The sequence below is a fragment of the Halalkalibacterium ligniniphilum genome (genome assembly GCF_000334155.1).
GTDB classification, from domain to species: domain Bacteria; phylum Bacillota; class Bacilli; order Bacillales; family Bacillaceae_D; genus Halalkalibacterium; species Halalkalibacterium ligniniphilum.
The window spans coordinates 1-25,440 of sequence record NZ_ANNK01000052.1 but is presented as its reverse complement, the minus strand read 5'-3'; the positions used below and the strand labels follow the sequence as shown (position 1 = coordinate 25,440).

Here is a 25,440-nt window from a genome sequence, read left to right as displayed (position 1 = left end):
CGCTTGGTAGAACTAAGATTCAGCTGTCTATCGTCTTAAATCGATTTACTGCAACTTTAAAATGCTGCTTGCTCATATCTCATTCTACCAAATAAAAACACAAAAAACACCGCCTTCTCACTTTTGGAGAGGCGGTGTTTTCAATTAATCAAATGTTATTGTATCTACGGTTTCTTTGTCGAGCTTTTTAATGACTTCGACAATAAGCTTGACGGCATTTTCGTAGTCGTCACGATGGAGAATGCCTGCATGGGAATGAATGTAGCGTGTTGGTACAGTAATCGCAAGGTTAGGTACACCGTTAGCGGTTAGGTGAATGGCACCTGAATCGGTACCGCCACCAGCCATTGCATCGAATTGATAAGGGATGTCGTTTGCGTCGGCTATATCGGTTACGAAATCACGAAGCCCTTTGTGTGACACCATCGATGCATCATATAAAACAATTTGTGGACCCTTGCCCATTTTGGCAAGCGCTTCTTTTTCCGTTACGCCTGGGGTGTCACCAGCAATCCCAACATCAACGGCAAAGCCAATATCTGGTTTGATCAGATTCGCCGAGGTACGAGCACCGCGCAGGCCGACCTCTTCTTGAACGGTTCCAACCCCATAGACCGTATTAGGGTGCTCAACGCCTTGAAGCTCACGGAGGACATCGATGGCAATCGCACAGCCTATGCGGTTATCCCATGCTTTTGCCATTAAATATTTTTCGTTTTTCATGACGGTAAAGTCACAGACTGGGACGACTGAATCCCCTGGACGTACGCCAAATTCCATCGCTTCTTCCTTGCTTGAAGCACCGATATCAATAAACATCTCTTTTTTGTCAACTGATTTTTTGCGCGCTTCTGCCGGTAGGATATGTGGTGGCTTTGAGCCGATCACGCCTGGCACGTTGCCATTTCGTGTCATGATCGTTACACGTTGGGCGAGCATGACCTGCTCCCACCAGCCGCCAACGGTTTGAAAGCGTAAGAAGCCTTTCTCATCAATGCTTGTCACCATAAAGCCAATCTCATCTAAGTGACCTGCAATCATGATTTTTGGGCCGTCCGCCTTACCCGTTTTTTTCGCAACTAAGCTGCCAAGGTTATCAGTTGTCACCTCGTCTGCAAACGGTTCGATGTATCGTTTCATGACGTCACGAACCTCACGTTCATTTCCTGAGACACCATTCGCATCAGTTAAATCCTTTAGCATTTGCAGTCGTTCATCAAGCTTTGTCATATGTACCTTGCCTCCCTTTTAAATTTGATTCGCAGTCAATTATGAAGCAATTATACCCATCTCTTTACAGTATAAACAAAAATGATTTTTCAGCTCAAACAACGCGGAAAATAATTTTTAATACCCCTCGTCCTGTCGCTTGTGATTGACTTTATTTTTCTCCAAATACGCCTGCTCAATTTGTTCTTTTGAAAAGTTTAGCTTTTCACCAAGGGCAAGAAAGTCGCCAAACAGCTTTTCATAGCTCGCAAAAGTTCTCTCCTGTTGTAGTTCTACCATCCGTTGATTGACGAGCAAAAATTGCTCAGTTAACGTCCGATTCTCGTGTGCATTGCTTTTCACGATAACATCGGTCATGTTTAAGGTGAGTCCTAGTGTCAAGATAAAGTGCAAGCCGTCGACATATTCCTCTAAAATGACAGCGTCAGGGGACGGCCCTTTCTTGCTCCAGTATTTAAAGCATCTTGTTTCATTGGCGAGCTCGCCAAGCTCGACTTGAAGAGCCAACAGCTTTTCATCGAATAACAGTTGGTCGTCTAGCCCATGCTCTGTAGTGATTCGTTCATTTAATGTTTGCTGCATTGAAAATAATTTTTTCACATCCATTTACCGCTCCTCCTCTTGCTTCATTATAGCAAAAAAAACGTAATCCATTTTGAAACCGATGACGGTCTCATTCGTATACATTATAATAAAAGGACAATTTCTTTGAACGATTTATCATTAAGCTATTTGAAAGGAGAAGCAGCAGATGGTCATCTTATTTCGCCTCTTGATTCTTATCGCACTGATCATTTTGGTCTATAGTGCCATTAAATATTTATTTCATCCGCGCCGTAAGCTGGAAAATGCCCATGATAAAAAGCAATTTTATTTTTTAGATGATGAAAAAGATGTCCGGAAAAATTTCTTACTCACATACAAAGGAGTTTTATTTGAAGGGGAAAAATATTTAGGGACGACTGAATCCTCATTTGAGATTGTCTCCATTTATGTATGGGCCCGTCAGACGGAGCGCTTAAAAGGATTGGATCACAAAGATTTTCATTTTATCGCTGAAGAGATTCGCTTGCGTTACCCGAGTACGAAAATTGAATGGAAAAGTCCCATTAAAGAATTTCTTAAAAAAGAGACTAACCGTCCATAAGCACAAGAGGCCTGTAAAAGTGTACAGTGCCTCTTTTTGGACCGGGAAAAGGGCAATGCTCTGCTACAGAATGAAGGTACAGGAGACACAACCACTCAGAAATGCTTTTAGGGTGCTTTCGTTCGCAAAAAATCATCAAGCTTATAGCGTTGCTCTTTTTTCCTGAAAATTAAAAATAAGATTGTCATAAATAGAGCAAAGACAATCGTTCCAATCAGTGGCAGCTCATGAATAATATCGCCAAATGATGTGTAAATGATCGCTGGTGGAATGCATACTAGCAATGAGGTCTTTGTATAGTCTTTTAATGTTTTTTCTGATTCGATTAAATAGAGGGAAACGAAGTGAAAATGGACAAACGGAACCGAGCGAAGCAGCATCATCTGCGCAAGCGTCATTTCACCCTTCCCTTTCAACCATTTATCTTTTAAGGAACTAAGCTTTGTCAGAAAGCTTGGGAATTGGTGTGCGCCCAAGAAAAAGACGACACTTACTAGCGTTAAGCCGATCAATGAGTATAGAGAGCCATAAAAGGTTCCGAACAAATACCCACCAAGCAAGCAGATGACAATCACTGGAATAAACAAGACTTGTCGAAAAACATGCAGCAGCACAAACAGAACTGGGGCAAGCCAGCCACTTTCTTCAATCAAGATGAGTAGCGATTCTAATGATGTTTCCATTGGGACACCCCTCCTCTCATCAATTTATGAACGAAGGTAAAAGAAGATGAAGACTCCAAGTAAAAGCTGCGCAAGAATGAGTAGAGGCATTCCGACTGAAAATGTACGATGCTTTGTTTTATGACGAAACTGCTTCATTCCCCCATATATTCCTAATGAGCCTCCGAACAAAGCAAGTAAAAATAATGTTCGTTCTGGAATTCGTCTTTTTTGCTGTCTTGCCTTTTGTTTATCAATCCCCATGACAAAATAGCCGAGGACATTCACTACAATGAAATATCCGACAATGGCTTCCATGTGTCCCTTCCTTTCCTAGATGAAAAAAAGCGCGGCATAGAACCACGCTTTTTCATCGTACTATCTTAAGCATTTAAGCTTGATTTTGCAGTTTCAGCAAGCTTTGCAAACGCCTTTTCATCGTTAACAGCTAGGTCTGCAAGCATTTTACGGTTTACGTTAATCCCCGCAAGCTTTAAACCATGCATTAAACGGCTGTAAGAAAGACCGTTGATGCGCGCAGCTGCATTGATACGTGTAATCCAAAGCTTACGGAAGTCGCGCTTTTTCTGGCGACGATCACGGTAAGCATATTGTAAGGACTTCATCACTTGTCCTTGAGCTGATTTGAATAGTAAATGTTTTGAACCGAAATAACCTTTAGCTAGCTTTAATACTTTCTTACGACGACGACGAGCAACATATCCGCCTTTAACTCTTGGCATCGTAGTACCCTCCTTCTATCTTGAACCGAATCAATTATTTTTTGTACGTTAACATTTCGCGAATACGCTTGAAGTCTCCAGAATGAACAACGGCAGACTTGCGCAGCTTACGCTTTTGCTTTTGAGATTTGTTAGCAAATAAGTGACTTGTGAATGCGTGTGAACGCTTCAGCTTTCCAGAACCAGTCTTTTTAAAACGCTTTGCAGCGCCTCTATGAGTCTTCATTTTTGGCATAACTCATGTCCTCCTTTAATCTTGTCTAAGTAGGCCAACGTTACTTTTCTGTTTTTGGAGCTAAGATTAAGAACATGCTCCGGCCTTCCATTTTCGGTTTAGCCTCAATTGTCGCAACATCCTCACACTCTTTCGCAAGACGCTCAAGAACATTTCGTCCAATCTCAGAATGCGTGATTGCACGACCACGGAATCGAATAGCAGCCTTCACCTTGTCTCCCTTTTCGAGAAACTTACGAGCATTACGAAGCTTCGTATTGAAATCATTATCTTCAATCGTTGGGCTCAACCGAACCTCTTTTACGTTGATAATTTTTTGCTTCTTACGTGCTTCCTTTTCTTTCTTTTGCTGTTCATAACGGAATTTTCCGTAGTCCATAATGCGGCACACAGGCGGTTTCGCATTTGGAGCCACACAGACGAGGTCAAGGTTCACGTTACGAGCCATTTCTAAGGCTTCGTTCTTTGACTTGACGCCAATTTGATCCCCATTAGCACCGATGAGACGAACTTCTCGGGCACGAATTCCCTCATTGACCAACATGTCTTTACTAATAATGAGCCACCTCCAAAGGATTTTCCACACAGGATCAAAGCATACTCAAGCGCTTGCTGTTCTCTATATATGAACAGGCATCGCAGTCCAAGCACACATCAAAAAAGTGTGGGCATACGACGCCCACACTTATCTCTCATGTTCAAAATACGAATCACGATAACCTGTCAACTGCCGCAGCGTCAATCAGGTGAGAAGCGGGCGCTCCTGCTTGCTTTGTGTCCAGTATAAAATTACCTATTCAATGTATCATAAAACATACAGAGGTGTCAACTCAAGTTGTCCGACTGTTTTATTCTATCGAAAGTTGTCATTCGTTGCAAGACCGAATTTATAAATTTGGGTTATTTTTTAATTTCCTCCGCAATGCCACGTAAAAATTCGTCAAGAGCCACCGATTCTGATTTTTGTTCACCATATTTACGAACATTCACGCTGCTTGCTTCCATCTCCTTATCACCGAGAACAAGCATGTATGGGATTTTTTGCATTTGGGCTTCACGAATTTTATAGCCGATTTTTTCATCACGCTCATCAATTTCTACACGTACGCCTGCTTCCTGTAGCTTTTCTTGAACCGATTTTGCGTAATCAAGATGCACATCTGGAGATACAGGAATCACCTGTACTTGAATCGGCGCAAGCCATGTTGGGAAGGCCCCTTTGTATTCTTCTAACAAGAAGGCAACAAATCGCTCCATTGTTGAGACGACACCACGGTGAACAACGACAGGGCGGTGAAGCTTTCCGTCTTCTCCCACATACGTTAAGTCAAAACGCTCAGGTAAAAGGAAATCCAGTTGGACGGTTGATAACGTCTCATCCTTGCCGAGTGCTGTACGAACCTGCACATCAAGCTTTGGACCGTAGAACGCTGCTTCCCCTTCTGCTTCGAAATATTCAAGATTCAGATCATCCATTGCGTCCTTCAGCATGCTTTGCGCTTTTTCCCACATCGCATCATCATCAAAATATTTTTCCTTGTCTTCTGGATCACGATACGAGAGACGGAAGGAATAATTTTCAAGACCAAAGTCTTTGTATACTGCTTGAATCAAGCGAACGACACGGATAAACTCCTCTTTGATTTGATCCGGACGACAGAAAATATGCGCATCATTAAGAGTCATCCCCCGAACCCGCTGTAAGCCAGAAACTGCTCCAGACATTTCATAGCGGTGCATCATTCCAAGCTCAGCAACACGCAACGGTAGCTGTCGGTAGCTTCGCATTTCGCTTTTATAAATCATCATATGGTGAGGACAATTCATCGGACGAAGAACAAGCTCTTCATTATCCATTTGCATGGACGGAAACATGTCATCTTTGTAGTGATCCCAATGGCCTGATGTCTTATAAAGCTCTGAGCTACCAAGGATCGGTGTGTAGACGTGCTGATAGCCAAGCTTTTCCTCCTTATCAACAATGTAGCGTTCAATGATGCGGCGCACCGTTGCTCCCTTTGGCAGCCAAAGCGGCAAGCCTTGTCCGACTTTTTGAGATAAAGTGAAAATGCCAAGCTCTTTTCCCAGCTTACGGTGATCCCGTTCCTTCGCTTCTTCTAGCAAACGGAGATGCTCTTCTAAATCCGCCTTCTTAAAGAAAGCCGTTCCGTAAATACGTTGAAGCATTTTGTTTTTGCTATCTCCACGCCAATATGCACCTGCAAGACTTAAAAGTTTAAATTCCTTTATCTTACCTGTTGAAGGCACATGGACCCCGCGGCAAAGGTCAAAAAACTCCCCTTGCTCATAAATGGTAATGGTTTCACCCTCTGGAAGCTCACGAATGAGCTCAAGCTTATACTCGTCTCCAATTTCCTCATAGCGAGCAATCGCTTCCGCACGGCTCACTTCTTTGCGAACAACTGGAATGTTTTCGCCAATGATTTTTTTCATTTCTTTTTCAATTTTTGTTAAATCTTCAGGTGTTAGGGACTCTGGTGTATCAATGTCATAATAAAATCCGCCCTCTATCACCGGACCTACACCGAGCTTCACGTCCTTAAAAAGACGTTTGATCGCTTGTGCCATTAAATGAGCTGTACTATGGCGCAGCACCTCAAGTCCTTCCTCAGTTTCAGGCATAATGATCGTAATCTTCCCGTCCTCTGTAATTGGTGTATCGAGATCAAGGAATGTGTCATTTATTTTACCTGCAAGTGCTTTTTTCTTAAGCCCAGGGCTAATCGATCCAGCAATATCCGCTGTCGTTGTACCCTTTGGAAACTCCTTTACCGCACCATCAGGGAATGTGATTTTCATTGTCTCTGCCATGCTTGTCAACTCCTTCATTAAATTTATCATTCAGTTAATGTAACCACGTCAAGAAAGCATTAAAAAAACACCCATCCCTCATCAAAAGGGACGAGTGTTAGCTCGTGGTTCCACCCTTGTTCCCATCAACAAAAATAATGTCAATGGCTCAAGCTTGAGTATAACGGCTCATACCGGCAACAGATACTCCGAAAAAATTCGTTTCCCCGCTGCAGTTTAGAGGTGGTAAGTCAGCATTTCATGTTAAGGAGCTTTCACCATTAACTCCCTTCTCTGGAAACCGTCCATGCGACCCATGTCCTCATCACGACTATTCAAACATCATCTAGTTGATATGTAGTATTATATGGATTGCAATAAAGAAAATCAAGGGCATTTTTAAAATTCTTGCCCTGATCCTTTACATGCATGTCAACGTTTTCATGGCTAATTTAATTTAAATTTTTCCAAAGGATAGAGCTCCATTCTCTCTTGAAAAATCGTCTGAATTGTTAAGATCACACCATGTTCGTTGTTATTTGAGAACACTTTCACCGTTTCAGGCAGCATGCAAACAAGTGGACTAATCACCATTTCTTCTATTGCCACTCCTTGCTCAAATACAAGATCCTCTTGGAGATGAAATAAGATTTCTTCTTTTGAAATTTTGCAAGCATGCTCATCGTAAAAGGTGAAGGTTCCGTCATGAACTAGGATGAGCTTATCCCGCTTTGGTTTCTTCAATCGAATGTATTGGCGAAAATCCTCGACCATATTTTGATATTCTTGCTCCATCATATACTCATCAATGGCAATTTCTACACAATCAATTAACATTTCACCATACTCCCGAAGCCGAAAGGTTATGAACGGTTCGTAATAAAAGGTCATTTCCTCTTCGATATGCTTTGAGAATGCCTCATAGACAAATGCCCGTCGATTAAAAAATGGAGAAAGTGAGGGCAAATCCTTTCGATCTCCTTCTAAAATTGCCCGTGCAATCGTTAAAATTTGCTGCTGCTCTTCTTCATCTGTAAAATAAAACATTGTCTCAATAATATCGAGGAGCCACTCCTCTTCTTTCGTGGCAATCACATATTCCGTCAGAACCGAAGCAAGAAAAGGTTGAAATGAGTCATAGAAGTTCACGTGCTCATTTTCATAGTTCACAAGAATCATTTCTGAACCTTCAGCTTGTACATGTCCTTTTAAACCAAACTTTGCATAGCGCTTCATATAGCTACTTAATTGCTGAAACAGCTGCTGACAGTCACTTTTTTCCTCAAAATGAATCGAAATCACAAGCACTCCTCCTTACCTTCCAAGAAAATGACCACTATATATAGAACACCGCTGTGTGGAATCGCTCGTTGACAGGCTCTACTTCATCCTATGTCTCCTCTTCGAAAACATGATTGAATTTTTTCGCCATCCTTAGACCTTCAATAACTACATCGATAAACGGCTATGTTAAAAAACTTATAGTTTCTTAACATACAAAAAACCCCCGCTCCTATACTAGAGCGAGGTGGACACCGATTGTTTAGTTTTGCATCACAAAGTCTTTTTCCGCTGATTCAGCTTCGTCAAAGACACGAATGATATCATATGCTGTTGTCCGCTGCGCAGGAATCTTACCCGCTTCGCGAATTAAGCGAAGAATCTTATTTGTGTTCACTTTATGTGTCGTTCCAGCAGCAGATACGACATTTTCTTCAATCATTGTGCTTCCGAAGTCGTTGCATCCGTATTGAAGAGAGAGCTTTCCAATTTCTGGTCCCATTGTAACCCAGGAAGACTGGAAGTTTGGAATATTATCAAGGAAGATCCGTGAAATCGCGACATTTTTTAAATAATCACGTGGTGTTAGCTTTTTCGTTTTATACATCCCGGTGTTTTCAGGCTGGAAGAGCCAAGAAATGAATGCCGTAAAGCACTCCGTTTCGTCTTGGGCATCACGAATTCGCTGAAGGTGCAAAGCACGCTCTTCAAATGATTCACCAAACCCAATCACCATCGTCGCTGAGCCGTGCATGCCAACTTTTTTCGCCATTTTCATCGCATCAATCCACTGCTCCCACGTAATTTTCAGACGGCTGACACGAAGGCGGGTTTCCTCGGTTAAAATTTCAGCTCCACCACCAGGCATGCTATCTAGCCCCGCTTCTTTTAATTCCCGTAACACTTCTTCAAGAGACAAGCCTGATACTTCAACGATTTTCCAAATTTCCGCAGGAGAAAAGGAATGCATCCAAATATCAGGAAACCGCTTTTTAATGTTTTGAAGCAGCTCAGTATAATAGCTAAGCGGCAAATCAGGGTTTGTTCCCCCTTGCATTAAAATTTCCGTTCCACCAACATCGATCGTTTCTTGGATTTTTTGAAAAATCGTATCATCACTAAGCACGTACCCTTCTTTTGAACCAGGTGCACGATAAAATGCGCAAAACCGACAATACGTATCACAAAAATTTGTATAATTGACATTTCGTCCGATTACAAAGGTTGTGATCGGCTCAGGGTGCCATTTTTCCATGATTTTATTCGCAGCTTCGCCCATCTTTTCAACTTCGTCACTTTCGTAAAGCTTGACTGCATCCTCCATGGAAATCCGTTCCCCACTGACCGCTCGCTCCAATATTGCATCAATACTCATGCCGTTAAACCCCCAACGTTTTCAAAGTCTGCTAGTTCCATACTAACATAGATAATGAAGGGCGTCACGGACGATGCGCACGCCGGTTTTTCCCTTCAACAAACACAGGTGTCGTATAATGCCGAATCCGTTCCATTACCCGTTTTGCCTTTAGCTCTTCAGTGCCACCTTTATCTGAGTACGAAAGATGCTTCTCCAATTCATCATAATCATAATTTGAGGTGAAAAGCGTTGGCAATTTCTCCATCATCCGATGCTGGAGAATCGCTCCAAGCACATCATCACGCGTCCAGCTTGTTATTGCTTCTGCCCCAAGATCATCTAAAATAAGGACAGCTGCTGACTTTACATAATCAAGCTTCTGTTGAAACGTCCCATCCCCAATCGCATATTTCATTTCCCGAAAAAAATCAGGGGCATACACAATCGCCGAATCAATCTCTCTCTCTTTTAAATCATTGACGATCGCACCCATCAGATACGTTTTTCCGACACCAAACTTCCCATAAAAATAGAGACCATGCCCATCTTCTCCCGGCTTCGCCGTCAAAGCAAAATTAAGTGCTGCATTGCTGGCATGTGAGCGTTCACCATCAAACTCTACATTGTCAAAGCGCGCTTCTAAAATTTCTTTAGGAATGTACAGTGATTTGATTAACGATTGCTTTCGTTTTTCACGTTCGACCTCTATCTTAATTGAACAAGGGTTATACTGAAGATCAAGGAAATGACGGTTGACGATCAGAGTGGGTTGGAACCCTTTCATCATGTTCGGACACGCTTGGAGACCAGGACAATGGGCACAATGATGTTGCTCCTTCTGAAACTCATAAAGCTTCGGAAGACCTTGTTCAAGCATCGTATCATCGACTTCTTCATGTTCACGTAAGAACTGTTGAACATACTGATCCTGAAGCACTGTTTCCTTTAATGCTTGTAATCGCTGCTGAAAATTGCGGTTTCCAGTTGAAAATTGTTTTAAAGACGATTGAATCGATTCCACCTAGTCTTCCCCCTTTCGCTGCATGCGTAATTTCCGTTCCTCCATAAGTCGCTCAAATTCTCGTTTTTCTTCATCAAAGCTCTTTGTCGTCTCTTTTTTCGCCGCTACATTTTGATTCTGCTCTAGATTCGCTTGCTCATTAAGAAGCCATTTCGGTAGGGTATCACGACGTGTGTTTTTCCGCCTTCCATTTGCAGGTGGTCTTCCAAGGTGCTTTCCTTGCTCGATTTGCTTTTTTCGTTCCTCACTTTGATTGTATTCTTCCTTTGCAAGCTTCATCGCTTCCACGACAGTCTTAACCTTTTTGCGAGCCCAATGCCCAGCTATTTTTTCAATTAATGATTTAGACAGCTTCATGTTGTTTCGCATTAATACATAATCAAGGAGAACATTCACCACACCAGGAAGTAATTGATAATCAATCAATAAATTTTCAATGATTTTCACATCAGCAAGCGGAACCTTTGCTCCGTCTGAACGACTCTCAAGCAAGGTTAACGGTGACGTCGTTTCATAGAGAGCCACCACTTTCTCTTCCTCCGTTTGTGCTTCCTTCTTTACCATTGTTCGATGTTTAACAGGCTGTGTTTGCATCGCGAGTGTTGGCGGTTCATTTCCATGCTCAAGCTTGTACCATTCTTGAGCACGTTTTCGTAGCTCCCCTATGTCAACCTCATCATCATGGATTAAAGCTTGTTGAAGAATCCGACTCATTTGTAGCGGTTCAATCCGATAAACGAACGCAAGCCTCAGGATCGTCTGTTTCACTTCCTCTGTCAGCACGTTTTCTGGGACAATATAGCTCGACAAATCGTTTTTCATTAGCTCGAAATCAAACGAACTCTTTGCAAATGAGAGCTCATCCTCGCCTCTCTTATACAAAAGCTCTTGCTTTTCGCTCATAGAAAGAGCCTCTCCCATTTCTGACTGGTGATTTGAAACAATTTCCGAATGATGCAATGACGTGTACACTTCATCAAAGGAATATGTCGTTTCCACGTATTCATTTTTATCAACCACATCCACCATAAAACGATCCCGGAGCGCAAGGTATTGACTTTTTCCGAGTCGATTATAGATATACACACTTAACACATCATTTTCAAAAAACTGCTGAGGGGACATTGGTGGCTGCAGCTCATACAGATAAGACGTTGTCTCCTGATCTTTGCGCTTATAGGTACGAAGCAACCCAATAGCTTCTAGCTTTTTTCGTTCTTGGTAAATATTTTCCAGTGTCACCCCCATCATTAACATTAAATGGCGATGGGTTTGCTCCTTGCTCCAATACTCATCCCGCTCAAGTTCACTCCAAAGGGTTAGGTATAAGCCGTAAGCCATCGTCCCGATAAGTGGTTGATACAGTAAGGTTACTACTTTTTGGTCAAGGTCATTAAGATAATCTGCTGTACGAACCGTATACCGATCGACAGGAAGTAACTCCTTCCAATGCCAGCTCATGGTTTTCTCCCCCTCTCCCTTGTTCAACGTTTTCTCTATTATAAAGGCAATTGTTCTACTATTATTACTTGTAAAAAGTAGATTGACTGCTAAGTCTCCCCAGCAGTCTAACAACAGGCGCACTAGTCGCCAAAAAAGAGCTTGAAGCAACGTACGCTTTAAGCTCCCTTCTTTTATTGGTTCCGTTCCATTAACTCTTTTAATTCTTGGATAAACACATTAATATCCTTGAACTGTCGGTATACAGAAGCAAATCGAACATAGGCTACGTCATCGATGGCAGCAAGCTGCTCCATGACAAGCTCACCTACTTCTTTGCTGTCGATTTCATTTTTTCCCTTGCCGCGTAACGTTCGTTCTACTTCATTCACGATTCCTTCTAATGTTTCTAAAGGTACCGAGCGTTTTTCACATGCCCGAATTAAGCCACGTAGAATTTTGTCGCGGCTGAACTCTTGACGGGTTCCATCCTTTTTCACCACAATTAACGGAACTTCCTCCACCATTTCAAAGGTCGTGAAACGGTGGTTACATGATTCACATTCCCTTCTTCGCCTAATTGAACGCCCTTCATGACTTGGGCGTGAATCAAGCACTCGTGTACCATTATGATGACATGCTGGACATCGCATACAATCATCTCCACTAGCTGCATCCTGCAGCGTTCCATTCTTCGACGTTTTTTCTTACCTTTTATGATATAGAAAAAGAGTGAAAGTGACAAGTCGCTTTATACAAGCACGCCTCCTAAGCGAGAGCCTAAATGCTTTATAATCTCCATCTTCCTTCTATATTATACCACATTAGACGAATGAACAAATAAAGCCAAGGATAAAGACAACTTGATGAAAGCATCAATTTGGACAAAAGAGTTTTGATTGATAAGAAATCTGAACGTCATGATCGTTGATGCATAACCTTCGCTTTGGAAATATCCTTCACTTTCCGCGAGCGGCTAGTAAGTCTCCTCGTGCTTTTTGCACTTTGGGGTCTCACCCTTGCCTTTCCGCAGGAGTCTATGTATTTTTCCTCCGCTAAGGTTGTGCATTGTTCGCATGTTCAATCATACACGTTCGATTTCTCCCTACTAAGGGCACTTTACCGACAACCCCCAAAGGGACTCGAAATTGACCGTCAGCCGTTTTCCCACGTGTAGAACTCGTGATTTAACCCATATAATCAAAAAAGAGGTGCACAATTGGCACCTCTTAGTATTCATTTACAATGCATTTGCTTTTGATTTTTCAACTTGAATCGGTCCCATACCTCTTGGTAACTCAACGACTTCACTCGTTTTAGCACCTAAAGCTTCGACAATAAAGTTTGATGCCACATTTGGATCGATTCGATCTCCACATGTGTAGACATCAATGCTTGCATAACCATGCTCAGGAAAACTGTGAATCGTAAGATGAGATTCTGAAATAATCACGACTCCACTTACTCCTTGAGGGGCAAATTTATGAAAAGCCACCTCACGCACTTCAGCTCCTGCCTTTAATGCAGCATCGACAAATACTTGTTCGATGTAGTTCATATTATTCAACTTTTCCACTTCACAGCCCCAAAGCTCGGCAATTACATGACGACCCATAGTGTCCATAAGTTGAATCCCCCTTTTAAAAAATTCATGCCTTCTCAAGCATGTAGGAATGTTTCATTACACGGGGGGAAAGTTAGTCCAGAGAGGTCCTAACCCTTTCTGTAACAAAACTCTTCCTAATTTGCTTTAATTGAAGTTCACGAAAAACAGTATACTGGTTTTAGAAATTCAATGCAATAACTTTTGCTTATCTTAAGAACCACTCATGTCACATTTGAGCAATGTCTATTTTTCGTTTCAATTAAAGGGAGAGACGACTTGCTTAGTATGGAGCAAACGATAGAAGCTTATTCAATTATGAGGCCGTAACTTCTGCAGCTTTTACGATCTCAGCTGCAACCAAATCAACGAGATCAACCACTCGGCAAGAGTAGCCCCATTCATTATCGTACCATGCTAACACTTTAATTTGGCGAGTGCCCATAACCATTGTTGAAAGGCCATCAACGATCGATGAATTTTCATTTCCATTAAAATCAATGGAAACAAGCGGTTCTGTTGTAAAGCCTAGAATACCCTTAAGTGATCCATTAGCCGCGTTTTCAAGGGCAAGATTCACTTCTTCAACTGTTACATCCTGCTTAACCGTTACAACGAGGTCAACAAGAGATACGTTTGGAGTGGGAACACGTAATGCCATCCCATTCAGCTTTCCTTCTAAGTGCGGTAATACTTTTGAGATCGCTTTTGCCGCACCGGTTGATGTAGGGATAATTGATTGTCCACACGCGCGAGCTCGTCGTAAATCTTTATGAGGATTATCAATGTTTTTTTGATCATTGGTATACGCATGAACGGTTGTCATCATTCCGCTTTCAATTCCAAAGGACTCATCAATCACTTTTGCTACTGGCGCTAAACAGTTCGTTGTACAAGATGCATTGGACAAAATATGGTGCTCATCAGGCTTGTAATCGCCTTCATTTACACCGACTACCACTGTTAAATCTTCATTTTTCCCTGGCGCTGTAATAATGACTTTTTTGGCCCCTGCCTGAAGGTGGTAACTCGCTGTTTCTTTTGTTTTAAATTTACCAGTCGCTTCAATGACAATGTCAACACCAAGCTCTTTCCACGGTAAGTCTCTTGGATCACGGGATTGAAGAAGCTTCACTTCTTTTCCATTTATCAATAACGCATCTTCCTTTGCGATAACTTCCCCTGAAAAAGCCCCATGAATGCTATCATACTTGATCAAGTGCGCTAAAGTTTCAGACGGATAAGATGCATTCACCGCCACAACATCAATGTTGTCACTAAGAATGGCTTTTCTAAATACCATTCTTCCAATTCGTCCAAACCCGTTAACCGCTACTTTAGCTTTCATTGTCTTATCCCCTCTCATATATATGCTATACTTAATTATCATTTTCTTAAAAATAGTATAACATATTTTATAATTAAAGGACGATTAATTTACAGTTAATTTTTCGTTTTTTTGATGAAAAGAAAAAATTCCACGAATCCCTAGAGGTTTTCCTCCATCAAGCATCATGTTTAAACGTGTTGGCTCTTTTCGCAAAGTTGGCAACAAATATACAACCTTTATAAAAAGGTGTGAGCGCGAAATGCCGCAATGCTTTGCTGCTTTCTCTGCCTGGAATTTCAGCTTTGTCCCCTTTTACACACAAAAAAAGCCCTCACGCTTATTATCATGAGGGTTTTACGTTCCATTCATCCAAAATCTTTTCAAGCTGTGCTCTCGTTTCAGCCAATGTTCCGTTATTATTAATCACTGCATCAGCTTTTTCGATTTTTCCCTTTAAAGGGAGCTGTGAGCTGATTCGACTTTGTGCATCTTCTTCCCCTGCTTGATCTCGATCCATCAACCTTTTTAGTTGGACCGCTTCATCTACGTAGACGAGAAGAACCTTATCAACAAGATGAAAGAGGTTGCTTTCATATAAAAGAGGGATGTCAAAAACAATGGATTTTGCTCCTTGTGCCTCATACTCCTTCCGCTGATTCTGCATTCTTTCACGGACTGCAGGGTGAACAATGCCATTTAACACGTTCCGTTCTGAGTCATCATTAAAAACAATCGCACCTAATTTTTTTCGTTCAATTGTACCGTCCTCTTGAAGAATGCCTTTACCAAAATGAGCCACTATTCGTTTATACGCATCCTCTCCAGGTTGAACCACTTCTCTGGCAATTTGATCCGCATCAACAACGGGAATTTTCAGCTCTTTAAACATCTTTGACACACTTGTTTTTCCACTTGCAATTCCACCCGTTAAGCCAATAATCATGCCGTATCTCCTTTATGCACTTACAAATTGGAAATGCCTAATAATATTAATAATAATCCAGGAATAAATGAAAATTTCTTCATCCATAACGATTCAGCAAAGCGGTAGCCGCTTTTCATCCCAAGGGTAACAAAAGAAGCACTCATAAAAGCGACACATAAGGCTAGCCACAACGGTGAAAATCCGATAAAAGCGGCTCCAATTCCCGCTCCAAACGCATCTAACGATAACGCAATTCCAAGCAACAATGCTTCACGACCAGTTATTGTTCCTGAATCATCCATATCAGCGACCATTGGCTTTCTCAGAACTCGAATCACAACACCAAGAACTTTAATTTCAAAATTCAGGATAATCTGATCCTCTTTCGTTTTTGCACTATTTCTTGCAGGGCGAAACACTTGATACAAAGCCCATGCTCCAATCAGTACGAGGATGCCTCCCCCAAGTGACTCTGCCACAGTCGGTGATACATATTGCTGAATCGTTAAACCAAAAATCATCGCAAGTAAAATCGAAGCTGCTGAACACCCTGCGATAAAGCATAGTGATTTAAACGGCAGCTTCATTTTCCGAAGACCATAGGTTAAACCAACCCCAAAGCTATCTAAACTGACAGCAAGCGCAAGTGCAAATAATGAAAGAATCTCTACCATCGTGATAAGCTCCCTCCAAAAAAACAGTTACGATAGTATATGGCGAGAGCCTATTCGACGTACGTTATTTTTGACAAGATGGACAGAAATGTGTACCTCTTCCACCAACCACTGTTTTGATAATCTCAGCACCACAATGGTTACATGCTTCCCCTTTTCGTGCGTAAACATCAAGCCTTTGTTGGAACATCCCCATTTCTCCTTGCCCATTGACATAGGACTTAATCGAGCTACCTCCTAAATCAATGGCCTCCTTTAACGTTTCAATCATCGCCTTGTGTATACGGACATATTCTTCTTCTGATAAGTCCTTAGCGAGCCGCTCGGGATGAATGCCTGCTCGGAACAATGTCTCGTCTACATAAATATTGCCTAATCCTACAACCGTTCCTTGGTCAAGCAAGGATGTTTTGATTTTGCGGTTTGTTTTCTTAAATGCTTCCACCAAGAGTTGTGGTGTAAAGCTTTCAGCAAACGGCTCAATGCCAAGAGCCACAAGAGGTGGTTCTTTTTCTTCTGTACCGATGGGAAAAAGGTGCATTGTCCCAAATTTCCGAACGTCCTGATACCTTAGCTCTGTGTCATCAGTAAAATGAAAAATGACATGTGTATGCTTGTTGTTCTCTTCTCTTTTTTTGTATAAGCCATACCGCCCTTCCATTCGCAGGTGGGAAACAAGCGTATAGCTATCCAATCGGATGAGGAGAAACTTTCCTCTTCTGCCGATCTCATGAATTTTTTGTCCAATTAATTGCTGCCGGAATTGCTCTACATCGTCAGGACGTTTGATCATCTTTGGCCATGTTACCGTCACATCCTCAATCACTTTTCCAACAACAAGACGTGTTAAGGTACGTCTTACTGTTTCTACTTCTGGTAATTCTGGCATGTTTTACGTCTCTCCTTATTTTGCATCATACCAAGAGTCACCCGATTCCACATCTACCTTTAGAGGGACATTTAGCTCAACTGCTTTTTCCATCACATCTGGAACAAGCTTTTTCATTGTATCGAGTTCCTCTCGTGGAACCTCAAAAATCAGTTCATCGTGCACTTGAAGCAATAATCGACTTTCAAGACCTTCCTCTTCAATACGTCTTGCCATATTGACCATCGCTTTTTTAATAATATCTGCTGCCGTTCCTTGAATTGGCGTGTTCATCGCCGTTCGTTCCGCGAAGCTTCGCTTATTGAAATTTCGACTCGTAATATCAGGCAAATAACGGCGACGGTGAAGCAAGGTTGTGACAAAGCCGTTTTCACGAGCCTGCTCAACAATCGAATCCATGTAATCCTTCACTTTTGGGTAGCTTTCGAAATAACGTTCAATGAATTCCGCAGCTTCCTTCCTTGTAATATTTAAACTTTGTGAAAGACCATAGTCACTAATACCATACACAATCCCAAAATTGACCGCTTTTGCACTGCGACGCATATTTGACGTTACGTCTTCTTCTTTTACATGGAAAACATCCATTGCCGTCTTTGTATGAACGTCCATATCCTTTTGGAAGGCTTCCATTAGTTTTTCATCCTCTGCTATATGAGCAAGGACACGGAGCTCAATTTGTGAATAATCGGCGGCAAGGATAACCCAATCCTTTTCTGACGGGACAAAGGCTTTACGAATTTTTCGACCTTCCTCTAGTCGAATCGGAATGTTTTGTAGATTCGGATCGGTTGAGCTTAGACGACCTGTTTGGGTTAAGGCTTGGTTAAAACGTGTATGAATTTTATGGGTGTCTTCATGAACGACTTTTAATAAACCTTCAATGTACGTAGAGCTTAGCTTGCCTAATTGACGGTAATGAAGAATATGGTCAATGATCTCATGATCGCCTGCAAGCTTCTCTAACACATCAGCAGACGTAGAGTACCCTGTTTTCGTCTTTTTAATTGGAGGGAGATTCAATTTTTCAAACAAGATTTCCCCTAATTGCTTCGGCGAATTAATGTTAAACTCAACACCTGCTAGTTCATGAATTTTTTGCTCAAGGGTTGCAAGGCGTTCATGCAGATCCTCACCCATTTGTTTTAACTGTTCAACATCGACCTTTACACCTGTTGTTTCCATTCGCCCTAATACAACCGAAAGTGGCATTTCTAACTCTTGAAATAGCTCAAATTGCTGATTCTCTCGTAGCTCTTCCTCTAGTACATCTTTTAGAACAAAAATCGCATCCGCTTTTCGAACAAGGTGCTCAGAAAGCTCCTTTTCGTCCGGAACCTTTTGTTTTGCCCCTTTTCCATAAACAGCTTCATCGTCATAAACATTCCCTTTCCCTTTTCGTTCGGAAATGTCATGAATCCCGTGGGAGGATAAGGACGGGTCGAGCAAATAGGACGCCATTTGCAAATCAAAGCGGATACCATCAAATTCAATCCCTTGCCAGCCAAGGGCCACAACAGCACGCTTTGCATCAAATACCCATTTTTCTTGGTTCTCATCCTTTGTCCAGGCGACAAAGACCTCAGATTGAAGAGCAACCTCAGTGGGGATAAAATAACGACCTTTTTCATGAACGAGTGCAAACCCAAGAATGTCTGCCTGATGGTAATTCTCTTCAAGCACCTCCACAACAACGGCCGAAGGGCTATGTAAATGCTCGTCTTTTACTTCCTCTACCTTGGTGAATTCAAGCTCCTTTAGCTCCTGCTTTTCTGTTTTTGTGCCATCTTCATCAAACTTATCAATCAAAGACTTAAAATCAAGCTCCTTAAAAAGCTTCACGACTTCACGCTTATCATAGTCACCGAACACATACTCATCAGCGTCCAACGTAATCGGCGCCTCGGTATAAATCGTTGCAAGCGCTTTGCTCATTAGAGCTTGGTCGCGGTTTTCTTCAAGACGCTCTTTCATTTTCTTGCCTGAAATGCTATCAATGTTTTCGAGCACGTTTTCAACCGTTCCATACTCTTTTAGTAATTTCAACGCGGTTTTTTCCCCGATTCCAGGAACACCAGGAATGTTATCAGAGCTATCCCCCATTAAGCCTTTCATATCAATAATTTGCTTCGGGGTAATCCCATATCTTTCAGCAATCGCTTCTGTATCATAGGTTTCCACCTGCGTAATTCCTTTACGTGTAAGGGCAACCGTTACATGATCAGATACAAGCTGAAGCAGATCCTTATCACCTGAATAGACCTTGACTTCCCATCCTTTTGCTGAAGCTTGCTTTGCAAGCGTTCCAATTAAATCATCAGCCTCATAGTTCTCCACTTCAAAACGTGAGATGTTAAAGGCATCAAGCAATTCGCGAATAAGCGGAAGTTGCTCGGACAATTCAGGGGGCGTTTTTTGACGCCCGCTTTTGTACTCACCATATGTCTCGTGCCGGAATGTTGTCTTTCCAGCATCAAAGGCAACAAGCATATGAGTAGGCTTTTCATCTTCTAATATTTTTAATAACATCGTCGTAAATCCGTACACTGCATTTGTATAGACACCTTTGTCATTGTTCAATAGCGGCAAGGCAAAAAAAGCACGATATGCAATGCTGTTCCCGTCAACTAATACAAGTTTATTCAAAGGAGATACTCCCTTTCTTTTTCGTACATTTCTCGTTTTATTGTAGCATACTGTCTATTTGAATGAAAAAGCACATTGTTCTTAGGAGAGAAGTGAGCATTAAGCGCTAGCTTTAGCTACAGCTTTGAAAAATTTTGAAAAACTTAGCTTATCGCCAAGTTCTTAATGGTGAAAGCCTCAGCTTTTTTTGTGCGTTCAGACAATCATCATAATTTTTTATACTTACTGAGCCGTTAAAAGGAAAACCCTCAAGAAAGACCGAATCCTTCTGAGGGTTTTCTGCCGATATGGGACAGTTCTCAAGTAGAAAATAAAGAGACTTTCCTCTCACACCGGTATGATTAAATAGGTTCCAATGTCCCCTTAATCTAAATATCCCATTAAGATACGGGCATATGGAGAATCAGCAGGTAAAACGATTACCGTCTGATCATTGATCGTTTGTTCATACGATTGGAGCGTCCGATACAATTGATAAAATTCAGGGTCACGACCGAAGGAATCATTGTAAATTTGTGCAGCTTCAGCTTCCCCTTCACCAATAATTTCATTGGCATCGGCATTGGCAGTAGCAAGAATTTCTTGGACTTCACGGTCGGTGTTTGCACGGATCCGATTTGCTTCCGCGTCCCCTTGAGACAAATAATCTTGTGCCGTCGATTGACGCTCAGAGATCATACGACGATAGACGGCTTCTTCATTTTCCTCAGGTAAATCCGTTCGTTTCATTCGAACATCCGTTAAAATAATGCCATAATTATTCCGGGCTAATGCTTCATTTACCCGTTCTTTTACCATTTCATTAATTCCGCCTCGTGAGCCCTCATCTTCATTAATGATCTGGTCAAAATCCAACTGGCCGAGCTCAGCTCGAATCGCCGAAAAGATCAGCTCACCCATAATCGCTTCCGCTCGTTGAAACGTCCCAACATTTGAAATCATATTATGTGGGTTTTCAATTCTCCATAAAGCATAGTGGTCAGCAAGCATCCGTTTTTTATCACGGGTATTGATTTCAGCAGTGGGAATGTCGTAGACCATCTGATATTTCGGCAAGGTCGTTACCGATTGAATAAAGGGTACTTTAAACTTTAGCCCAGGCTCATCCTCGATACGTACAACTTCTCCAAATTGACGAACTACTTTGTATTCTCCTTGTTCAACGATAAACAGGTTTGATAGGAGAACGGCAACTAACCCGACAAGAATAACAGTAACGGCTCCTACTTTTATGTATTTACGCCATTCCTCTGGCTGTCTCTTTTCAGCAATATCGACGATGTTGTTATCACTCATTAGTTGCCACCCCCCTCGGTCGTTGCTGCTTCAGGACGACGTTCTAGCGGACGAATCGGTAAATAATTTACAGTATCATTCGAGCTATCCATAATGTAGATTTCTGTATCAGGTAAGACCTGTTCCAATGTTTCAAGGACGAGTCGCTGTCTTGTTACCTCAGGGTTGACGAGGTATTCTTCATATAGGGCATTAAATCTAGCCACGTCACCTCGTGCCGTTTCAATTCGCTCTGCTCTCGTACCTTCTGCTCTTGAAATGATCGCGTCCTTTTCCCCTTCAGCTTCATTCATTTCTTGATTTCGATACCGATTTGCTTCATTAATCTTCGTAAGTCGTTCTTCACGGGCATCCGTTACTTCTGTGAATGCACGACGAACTTCTTGTGTTGGAAGCTCCACGTCCTGTAGCTTCACATCTGAAATACTAATGCCGATTTGATAGAGCTCAATTAGTTCAACCAAATTTTCGAACACAGAGGCTTCAATCGTGGGACGCTCATCCGTCAGAGCATCATCGACGCTCGAGCTACCAATGACATTGCGAAGAGCAGATGATGTAGCGTTATACAATAACGCCTCAGGATCCTCTGTACTGTACAAATATTGTTCCGGGTCTGTAATTCGCCACTGAACCGCCAAGTCAGCAAATAGGATGTTTTCATCCCCTGTGATCATTTTGGCTTCATCGGTAAATTCTACGACTTCTCCGCCATCCTCTTGATAACCAACTTGTAAATTAAAGGTTCCTCTTGAAAGAATTTCAACCCGTTGAACCGGCCATGGCATTTTAAATTTCAACCCTGGCTCATCAATTGTTTCTTCCACTCGTCCAAAGGTAATGAGTGCGGCTTGCTCTGTCTCATCAACAATATACCAGCCCGTAACTAGGAAAAGACCTAGTATCACGATTCCGATTAACGAAACAAAGCTGACGAGTATTTGCTTAATGCTCATGATCATCTCCCCCTCTTTGTTGTCTTTTTCTTTTTATACGTTAAATAGATGGTTCTAGTTTCAAAGAATTCATTTTTTCACTAGGTTATTTTACAATACTATCATTATAGTACAAATTATGCGTATACTGTAGGGATTTTTACAAAAGAAGGCAATCTTTTACTAAGAGAGGCACTCATTGTATTTTCTTTGCTTCTTAACAAAATATGTAGGTACAGCTGCTTTTAAGAGGCTAAGTGGGCTCTGAGAGTTATCTTCATTCGTCACTCGATCGACTGAACAGAAAAAGGGACGAAAGCTAAAGGGGGGTGCTTTCGTCCCGCTCAAGGGGATGTAAAACAGCTTCGTAAATGAATTGCAGGGATGAACAAACAATTCTTTACGATGGCATTAAGAAACCGTTCGCCTTCATTATAGAGCCTAACCATTAATTCAGCATGAAGGGTTTGTTAATTTTTTGTAAAGCGGATAAATCACTGTGCTTCCTGCCATCACTCTTCAAGTTGTTGACGCTGAAACGCAATAATGAATGTCGTCCCTCCTCCTACTACGCTTTCAACTCGAATCTTTCCATCATGAGCTTCAACCAAATGCTTCACGATCGCAAGACCCAATCCAGTCCCTCCAGAGTTTCGGCTCCGTGCTCGATCAACCCGGTAAAAACGTTCAAAAATTCGTGGGATTTCAGCTTCCCCAATACCGATTCCTGTATCTTGAACTGTTAACTCAAGCTCGTCACCGTTTTCTTTTAAAGCAACCGTAATACGCCCTCCGCTTGGTGTATACATAATCCCATTATTGATTAAATTAATCACAATTTGTTTAAGCCGTTCAGGATCCCCTTGCAAATCAAAAGAACCTGTCGAAGAGAATTCAAGCATAATCCCCTTCTCTTCTGCCTTTGATTTTAATAGCGTTACGACATCCTCTACGATTGTAGCCAAATTCGTTTGCTGTAAATTCAGTTGAAAATAATGCTGTTCAATCTTTGACAATTCAAGCAGGTCTTGAATAAGGCTTTGGAGTCGTTCACTTTCCTTCCAAATGATTTTTAAAAACTTCTCCCTCAGCTTTTCATCATCCATCGCCCCATCAAGAAGCGTTTCAGTAAATCCTTTAATGGAGGTGACAGGTGTTTTTAACTCATGAGAAACATTGGCGACAAAGTCCTTTCTGACTTGCTCCAGTTTTTTTAACTCTGTAATATCATGGAACACAAGGGCAATCCCTTTCAGCTTTTCATGATTGCTTATGATTGGTGCACCATATACGTCAAAATGACGAACCTCTAAGTGAATGGGTAGCTTAATTTGACGGCGTTGCTTTTGTTCTGTCATAAAAATATCTTGGACAATCTTAATGATCTCTTTGTGTTTAATGACATCATGGTAAAGCTCATTAATCCATAGGTCCGTGTTTTCAGCAAAAATATCCTGACACGTCTTGTTGCAAAGGATAATGTCTCCTCTTGTGTTAATGAAAATAAGCCCGCTTCCCATGTTTTCAATTAAGGTTTCAAGGCGTTCTTGCTGCATTTGGTGTCGTTTTGTGACCTGTTCGAGGTTGTAGGCAAGCACGTTAATGGAACGGCTCAGCTGCCCCACCTCATCTTTACTTTCCTCTGCTGTTCTCGCTTTAAAATTTCCTTCCGCAAGCTCATTCGCAACGATTGTCGCATTCTCAATCGGTTTAACCATTTGGTTTGCAACCCGAAACGTGACAGACATAATTACAATAAAGGCGATCGTAAAGCTAAACGCTAAAATACCCCAAATCGTCCGATTCATTTGGTCAAGGGTTTGAATTGGAATCGCCAAACGAAGATATCCAGCTGTCTCGTCCATCTCCGTTTTGAGAGGTACCGCATAAAATAATAGCTCTGTTTCAACCGTTGTGCTGTAACGAACAACTCCTTCACGAATGGCCGCTATTTCTGGACGATTTAAATGATTTTCCATTATCTCAGGGTCTGTTTCGGATTCACCAATCACGGTCCCATCGGCTAAAATAACGGTCACACGAGCATCTAGGTTTTCACTAATTTGCCTTGCTAGCATTTGTGTTGTTTCAGGCTCAAGGTTTCCATTGAGGATCGTATAGGCGGCAAGGTTTGCTTCCTTTTTCATCCGATTCGTTAAATTATCCACATAAAAATCTTTGAACATTTGACCAATGATAATCCCTAACCCTGCCATGACAAGCAACGTAACGGTTAATATCGAAACAATCAATCGATTACGGAACTTAACCATTCAATGTGGGCTCCTCAAGCTTGTATCCTAAGCCTCGTATCGTTTTAATGTAGACTGGCTTTTTCGTATTTGATTCAATTTTTTCACGCAAATGACTAATATGAACATCCACGATTCGTGTGTCACCCACAAATTCATAGTTCCAAACTGCATTTAACAGCTGATCACGTGTTAATACTCTTCCCTTATTGTTAGCCAAAAATAAAAGCAGCTCGAACTCTTTTGGCGTTAACTCTAATGGCTGCTTTCGAAAAAAAACCTCATAATTTTCCGGAAAAATTTCGACCTCACCAATTTTAATTGTGGGCTCTGAATCCGTTTTTTCCTCCATTGTATCTTTTGTATGTACGACTCTTCTTAAAATCGCCCGAACTCGAGCAACAACCTCTCTTGGACTAAATGGCTTTGTCATATAATCGTCAGCACCAAGCTCTAAACCAAGAACTTTATCAAATTCATCGTCTTTGGCCGTTAACATTAAGATCGGTGTAAGGATTTTGTTCTGCCTTAGCTGTTTGCAAACCTCTAGGCCATCTATCTCAGGTAGCATTAAATCAAGAATGACAAGGTCAAACGTCTCTGTCTTTGCTAAATGCAATGCAGCAGCCCCATCCATGGCTGTTACAACTTCGTATCCTGACTGTTCCAAATTAAACTGTAAAAGCGTTACAATTGATTCTTCATCATCAACGACTAGCAACCTTTGTGACATTTTTCATCCTCCATACTCTACTCAAAAATTTTCGAACCGGTTTCTCAAAATGCCATCCCAAAATTGTTTTTTCTTTATTATAACAAAAAGATGGATAGGAGTTAGCAAAAGGATAGAGTGCTCACTCATCCCTAGGTATTTATAAGGCTTGTTACCCTTTCACCTTAATTGTACAGCCACTATGTCTGATGGAACAAAGGTACCACTCCTTCTAAAAAAAGCACAAGCGC

General features: G+C 41.7%; 24 protein-coding genes and 1 other annotated feature. Of the genes, 1 reads left to right on the top strand and 23 read right to left on the bottom strand.

The genetic code is table 11. The annotated features are described in order from the left end of the window. Nucleotides 1-144 precede the first annotated feature (144 nt). A complete protein-coding gene (locus BLT_RS0104600) occupies nt 145-1,230 on the bottom strand; it encodes a M42 family metallopeptidase (protein ID WP_017726638.1) in 1,086 nt (361 codons plus the stop codon). A gap of 117 nt (nt 1,231-1,347) precedes the next feature. Further along, nucleotides 1,348-1,836, bottom strand: coding sequence for a dUTP diphosphatase (locus BLT_RS0104595; RefSeq protein ID WP_017726637.1), 489 nt, complete (start codon nt 1,834-1,836; stop codon nt 1,348-1,350). Nucleotides 1,837-1,981: 145 nt separating this feature from the next. Between BLT_RS0104595 and BLT_RS0104590 the strand changes: the two genes are divergently transcribed. Then, entirely contained in the window at nt 1,982-2,377 is a 396-nt protein-coding gene (locus tag BLT_RS0104590; RefSeq protein ID WP_017726636.1) for a hypothetical protein, read from the top strand. Nucleotides 2,378-2,484: 107 nt separating this feature from the next. Here BLT_RS0104590 and BLT_RS0104585 read toward each other — a convergent pair whose 3' ends face one another. From BLT_RS0104585 to BLT_RS0104480, 21 genes are all read right to left on the bottom strand, one after another. Next, complete coding sequence (locus BLT_RS0104585; RefSeq protein ID WP_017726635.1) at nt 2,485-3,060, bottom strand: TVP38/TMEM64 family protein; 576 nt, start codon at nt 3,058-3,060, stop codon at nt 2,485-2,487. Between the two features lie 24 nt (nt 3,061-3,084). Continuing rightward, a complete protein-coding gene (locus BLT_RS0104580; protein WP_017726634.1) occupies nt 3,085-3,357 on the bottom strand; it encodes a DUF1294 domain-containing protein in 273 nt (90 codons plus the stop codon). Between the two features lie 65 nt (nt 3,358-3,422). Beyond that, the gene (gene rplT / locus BLT_RS0104575; RefSeq protein ID WP_017726633.1) at nt 3,423-3,782 is read right to left on the bottom strand and encodes a 50S ribosomal protein L20; all 360 of its coding nucleotides are present in this window, start codon (nt 3,780-3,782) and stop codon (nt 3,423-3,425) included. A gap of 34 nt (nt 3,783-3,816) precedes the next feature. Next, nucleotides 3,817-4,017 (bottom strand): 50S ribosomal protein L35, encoded by a 201-nt coding sequence (rpmI, locus tag BLT_RS0104570; protein WP_017726632.1) that lies wholly within the window; start codon nt 4,015-4,017, stop codon nt 3,817-3,819. A gap of 40 nt (nt 4,018-4,057) precedes the next feature. Then, entirely contained in the window at nt 4,058-4,561 is a 504-nt protein-coding gene (infC, locus tag BLT_RS0104565) for a translation initiation factor IF-3 (RefSeq protein ID WP_017726631.1), read from the bottom strand. Between the two features lie 106 nt (nt 4,562-4,667). Further along, nucleotides 4,668-4,792 (bottom strand) — a sequence feature (ribosomal protein L20 leader region). Nucleotides 4,793-4,917: 125 nt separating this feature from the next. Continuing rightward, nucleotides 4,918-6,849 (bottom strand): threonine--tRNA ligase, encoded by a 1,932-nt coding sequence (gene thrS, locus BLT_RS0104560; RefSeq protein WP_017726630.1) that lies wholly within the window; start codon nt 6,847-6,849, stop codon nt 4,918-4,920. Nucleotides 6,850-7,275: 426 nt separating this feature from the next. Continuing rightward, nucleotides 7,276-8,130 carry a putative sporulation protein YtxC gene (ytxC, locus tag BLT_RS0104555; protein ID WP_017726629.1) on the bottom strand — a complete coding sequence of 285 codons (855 nt, stop codon included), beginning with the start codon at nt 8,128-8,130 and terminating at the stop codon, nt 7,276-7,278. 241 nt (nt 8,131-8,371) lie between these two features. Further along, entirely contained in the window at nt 8,372-9,484 is a 1,113-nt protein-coding gene (mqnC, locus tag BLT_RS0104550; RefSeq protein WP_017726628.1) for a cyclic dehypoxanthinyl futalosine synthase, read from the bottom strand. A gap of 64 nt (nt 9,485-9,548) precedes the next feature. After that, nucleotides 9,549-10,487, bottom strand: a complete 939-nt coding sequence (dnaI, locus tag BLT_RS0104545) for a primosomal protein DnaI (protein WP_017726627.1) — start codon at nt 10,485-10,487, stop codon at nt 9,549-9,551. After that, entirely contained in the window at nt 10,488-11,948 is a 1,461-nt protein-coding gene (locus tag BLT_RS0104540) for a replication initiation and membrane attachment family protein (RefSeq protein ID WP_017726626.1), read from the bottom strand. It abuts the gene before it with no gap. 173 nt (nt 11,949-12,121) lie between these two features. Next, the gene (gene nrdR / locus BLT_RS0104535; RefSeq protein WP_017726625.1) at nt 12,122-12,580 is read right to left on the bottom strand and encodes a transcriptional regulator NrdR; all 459 of its coding nucleotides are present in this window, start codon (nt 12,578-12,580) and stop codon (nt 12,122-12,124) included. A 587-nt stretch (nt 12,581-13,167) separates the two neighbouring features. Continuing rightward, nucleotides 13,168-13,551, bottom strand: a complete 384-nt coding sequence (gene speD, locus BLT_RS0104530; protein ID WP_017726624.1) for an adenosylmethionine decarboxylase — start codon at nt 13,549-13,551, stop codon at nt 13,168-13,170. Between the two features lie 295 nt (nt 13,552-13,846). Continuing rightward, complete coding sequence (locus BLT_RS0104525; protein WP_017726623.1) at nt 13,847-14,878, bottom strand: glyceraldehyde-3-phosphate dehydrogenase; 1,032 nt, start codon at nt 14,876-14,878, stop codon at nt 13,847-13,849. A gap of 325 nt (nt 14,879-15,203) precedes the next feature. After that, on the bottom strand, nt 15,204-15,803 hold the full coding sequence (gene coaE, locus BLT_RS0104515; RefSeq protein WP_017726621.1) for a dephospho-CoA kinase: 600 nt from the start codon (nt 15,801-15,803) through the stop codon (nt 15,204-15,206). Between the two features lie 20 nt (nt 15,804-15,823). Then, nucleotides 15,824-16,459 carry a sporulation membrane protein YtaF gene (gene ytaF / locus BLT_RS0104510; RefSeq protein ID WP_017726620.1) on the bottom strand — a complete coding sequence of 212 codons (636 nt, stop codon included), beginning with the start codon at nt 16,457-16,459 and terminating at the stop codon, nt 15,824-15,826. A gap of 64 nt (nt 16,460-16,523) precedes the next feature. After that, on the bottom strand, nt 16,524-17,348 hold the full coding sequence (mutM, locus tag BLT_RS0104505) for a DNA-formamidopyrimidine glycosylase (protein WP_017726619.1): 825 nt from the start codon (nt 17,346-17,348) through the stop codon (nt 16,524-16,526). Between the two features lie 15 nt (nt 17,349-17,363). After that, the gene (gene polA / locus BLT_RS0104500; RefSeq protein WP_017726618.1) at nt 17,364-19,994 is read right to left on the bottom strand and encodes a DNA polymerase I; all 2,631 of its coding nucleotides are present in this window, start codon (nt 19,992-19,994) and stop codon (nt 17,364-17,366) included. 363 nt (nt 19,995-20,357) lie between these two features. After that, nucleotides 20,358-21,290 (bottom strand): protease modulator HflC, encoded by a 933-nt coding sequence (gene hflC / locus BLT_RS0104495; protein WP_017726617.1) that lies wholly within the window; start codon nt 21,288-21,290, stop codon nt 20,358-20,360. After that, nucleotides 21,290-22,246 (bottom strand): FtsH protease activity modulator HflK, encoded by a 957-nt coding sequence (gene hflK / locus BLT_RS0104490; protein ID WP_017726616.1) that lies wholly within the window; start codon nt 22,244-22,246, stop codon nt 21,290-21,292. Before hflK ends, hflC begins: the two co-directional genes overlap by 1 nt. Nucleotides 22,247-22,737: 491 nt before the next feature. Next, nucleotides 22,738-24,498, bottom strand: coding sequence for a two-component system histidine kinase PnpS (gene pnpS, locus BLT_RS0104485; RefSeq protein WP_017726615.1), 1,761 nt, complete (start codon nt 24,496-24,498; stop codon nt 22,738-22,740). Next, nucleotides 24,491-25,210 (bottom strand): response regulator transcription factor, encoded by a 720-nt coding sequence (locus BLT_RS0104480; RefSeq protein WP_017726614.1) that lies wholly within the window; start codon nt 25,208-25,210, stop codon nt 24,491-24,493. Before BLT_RS0104480 ends, pnpS begins: the two co-directional genes overlap by 8 nt. Nucleotides 25,211-25,440: the final 230 nt, after the last annotated feature.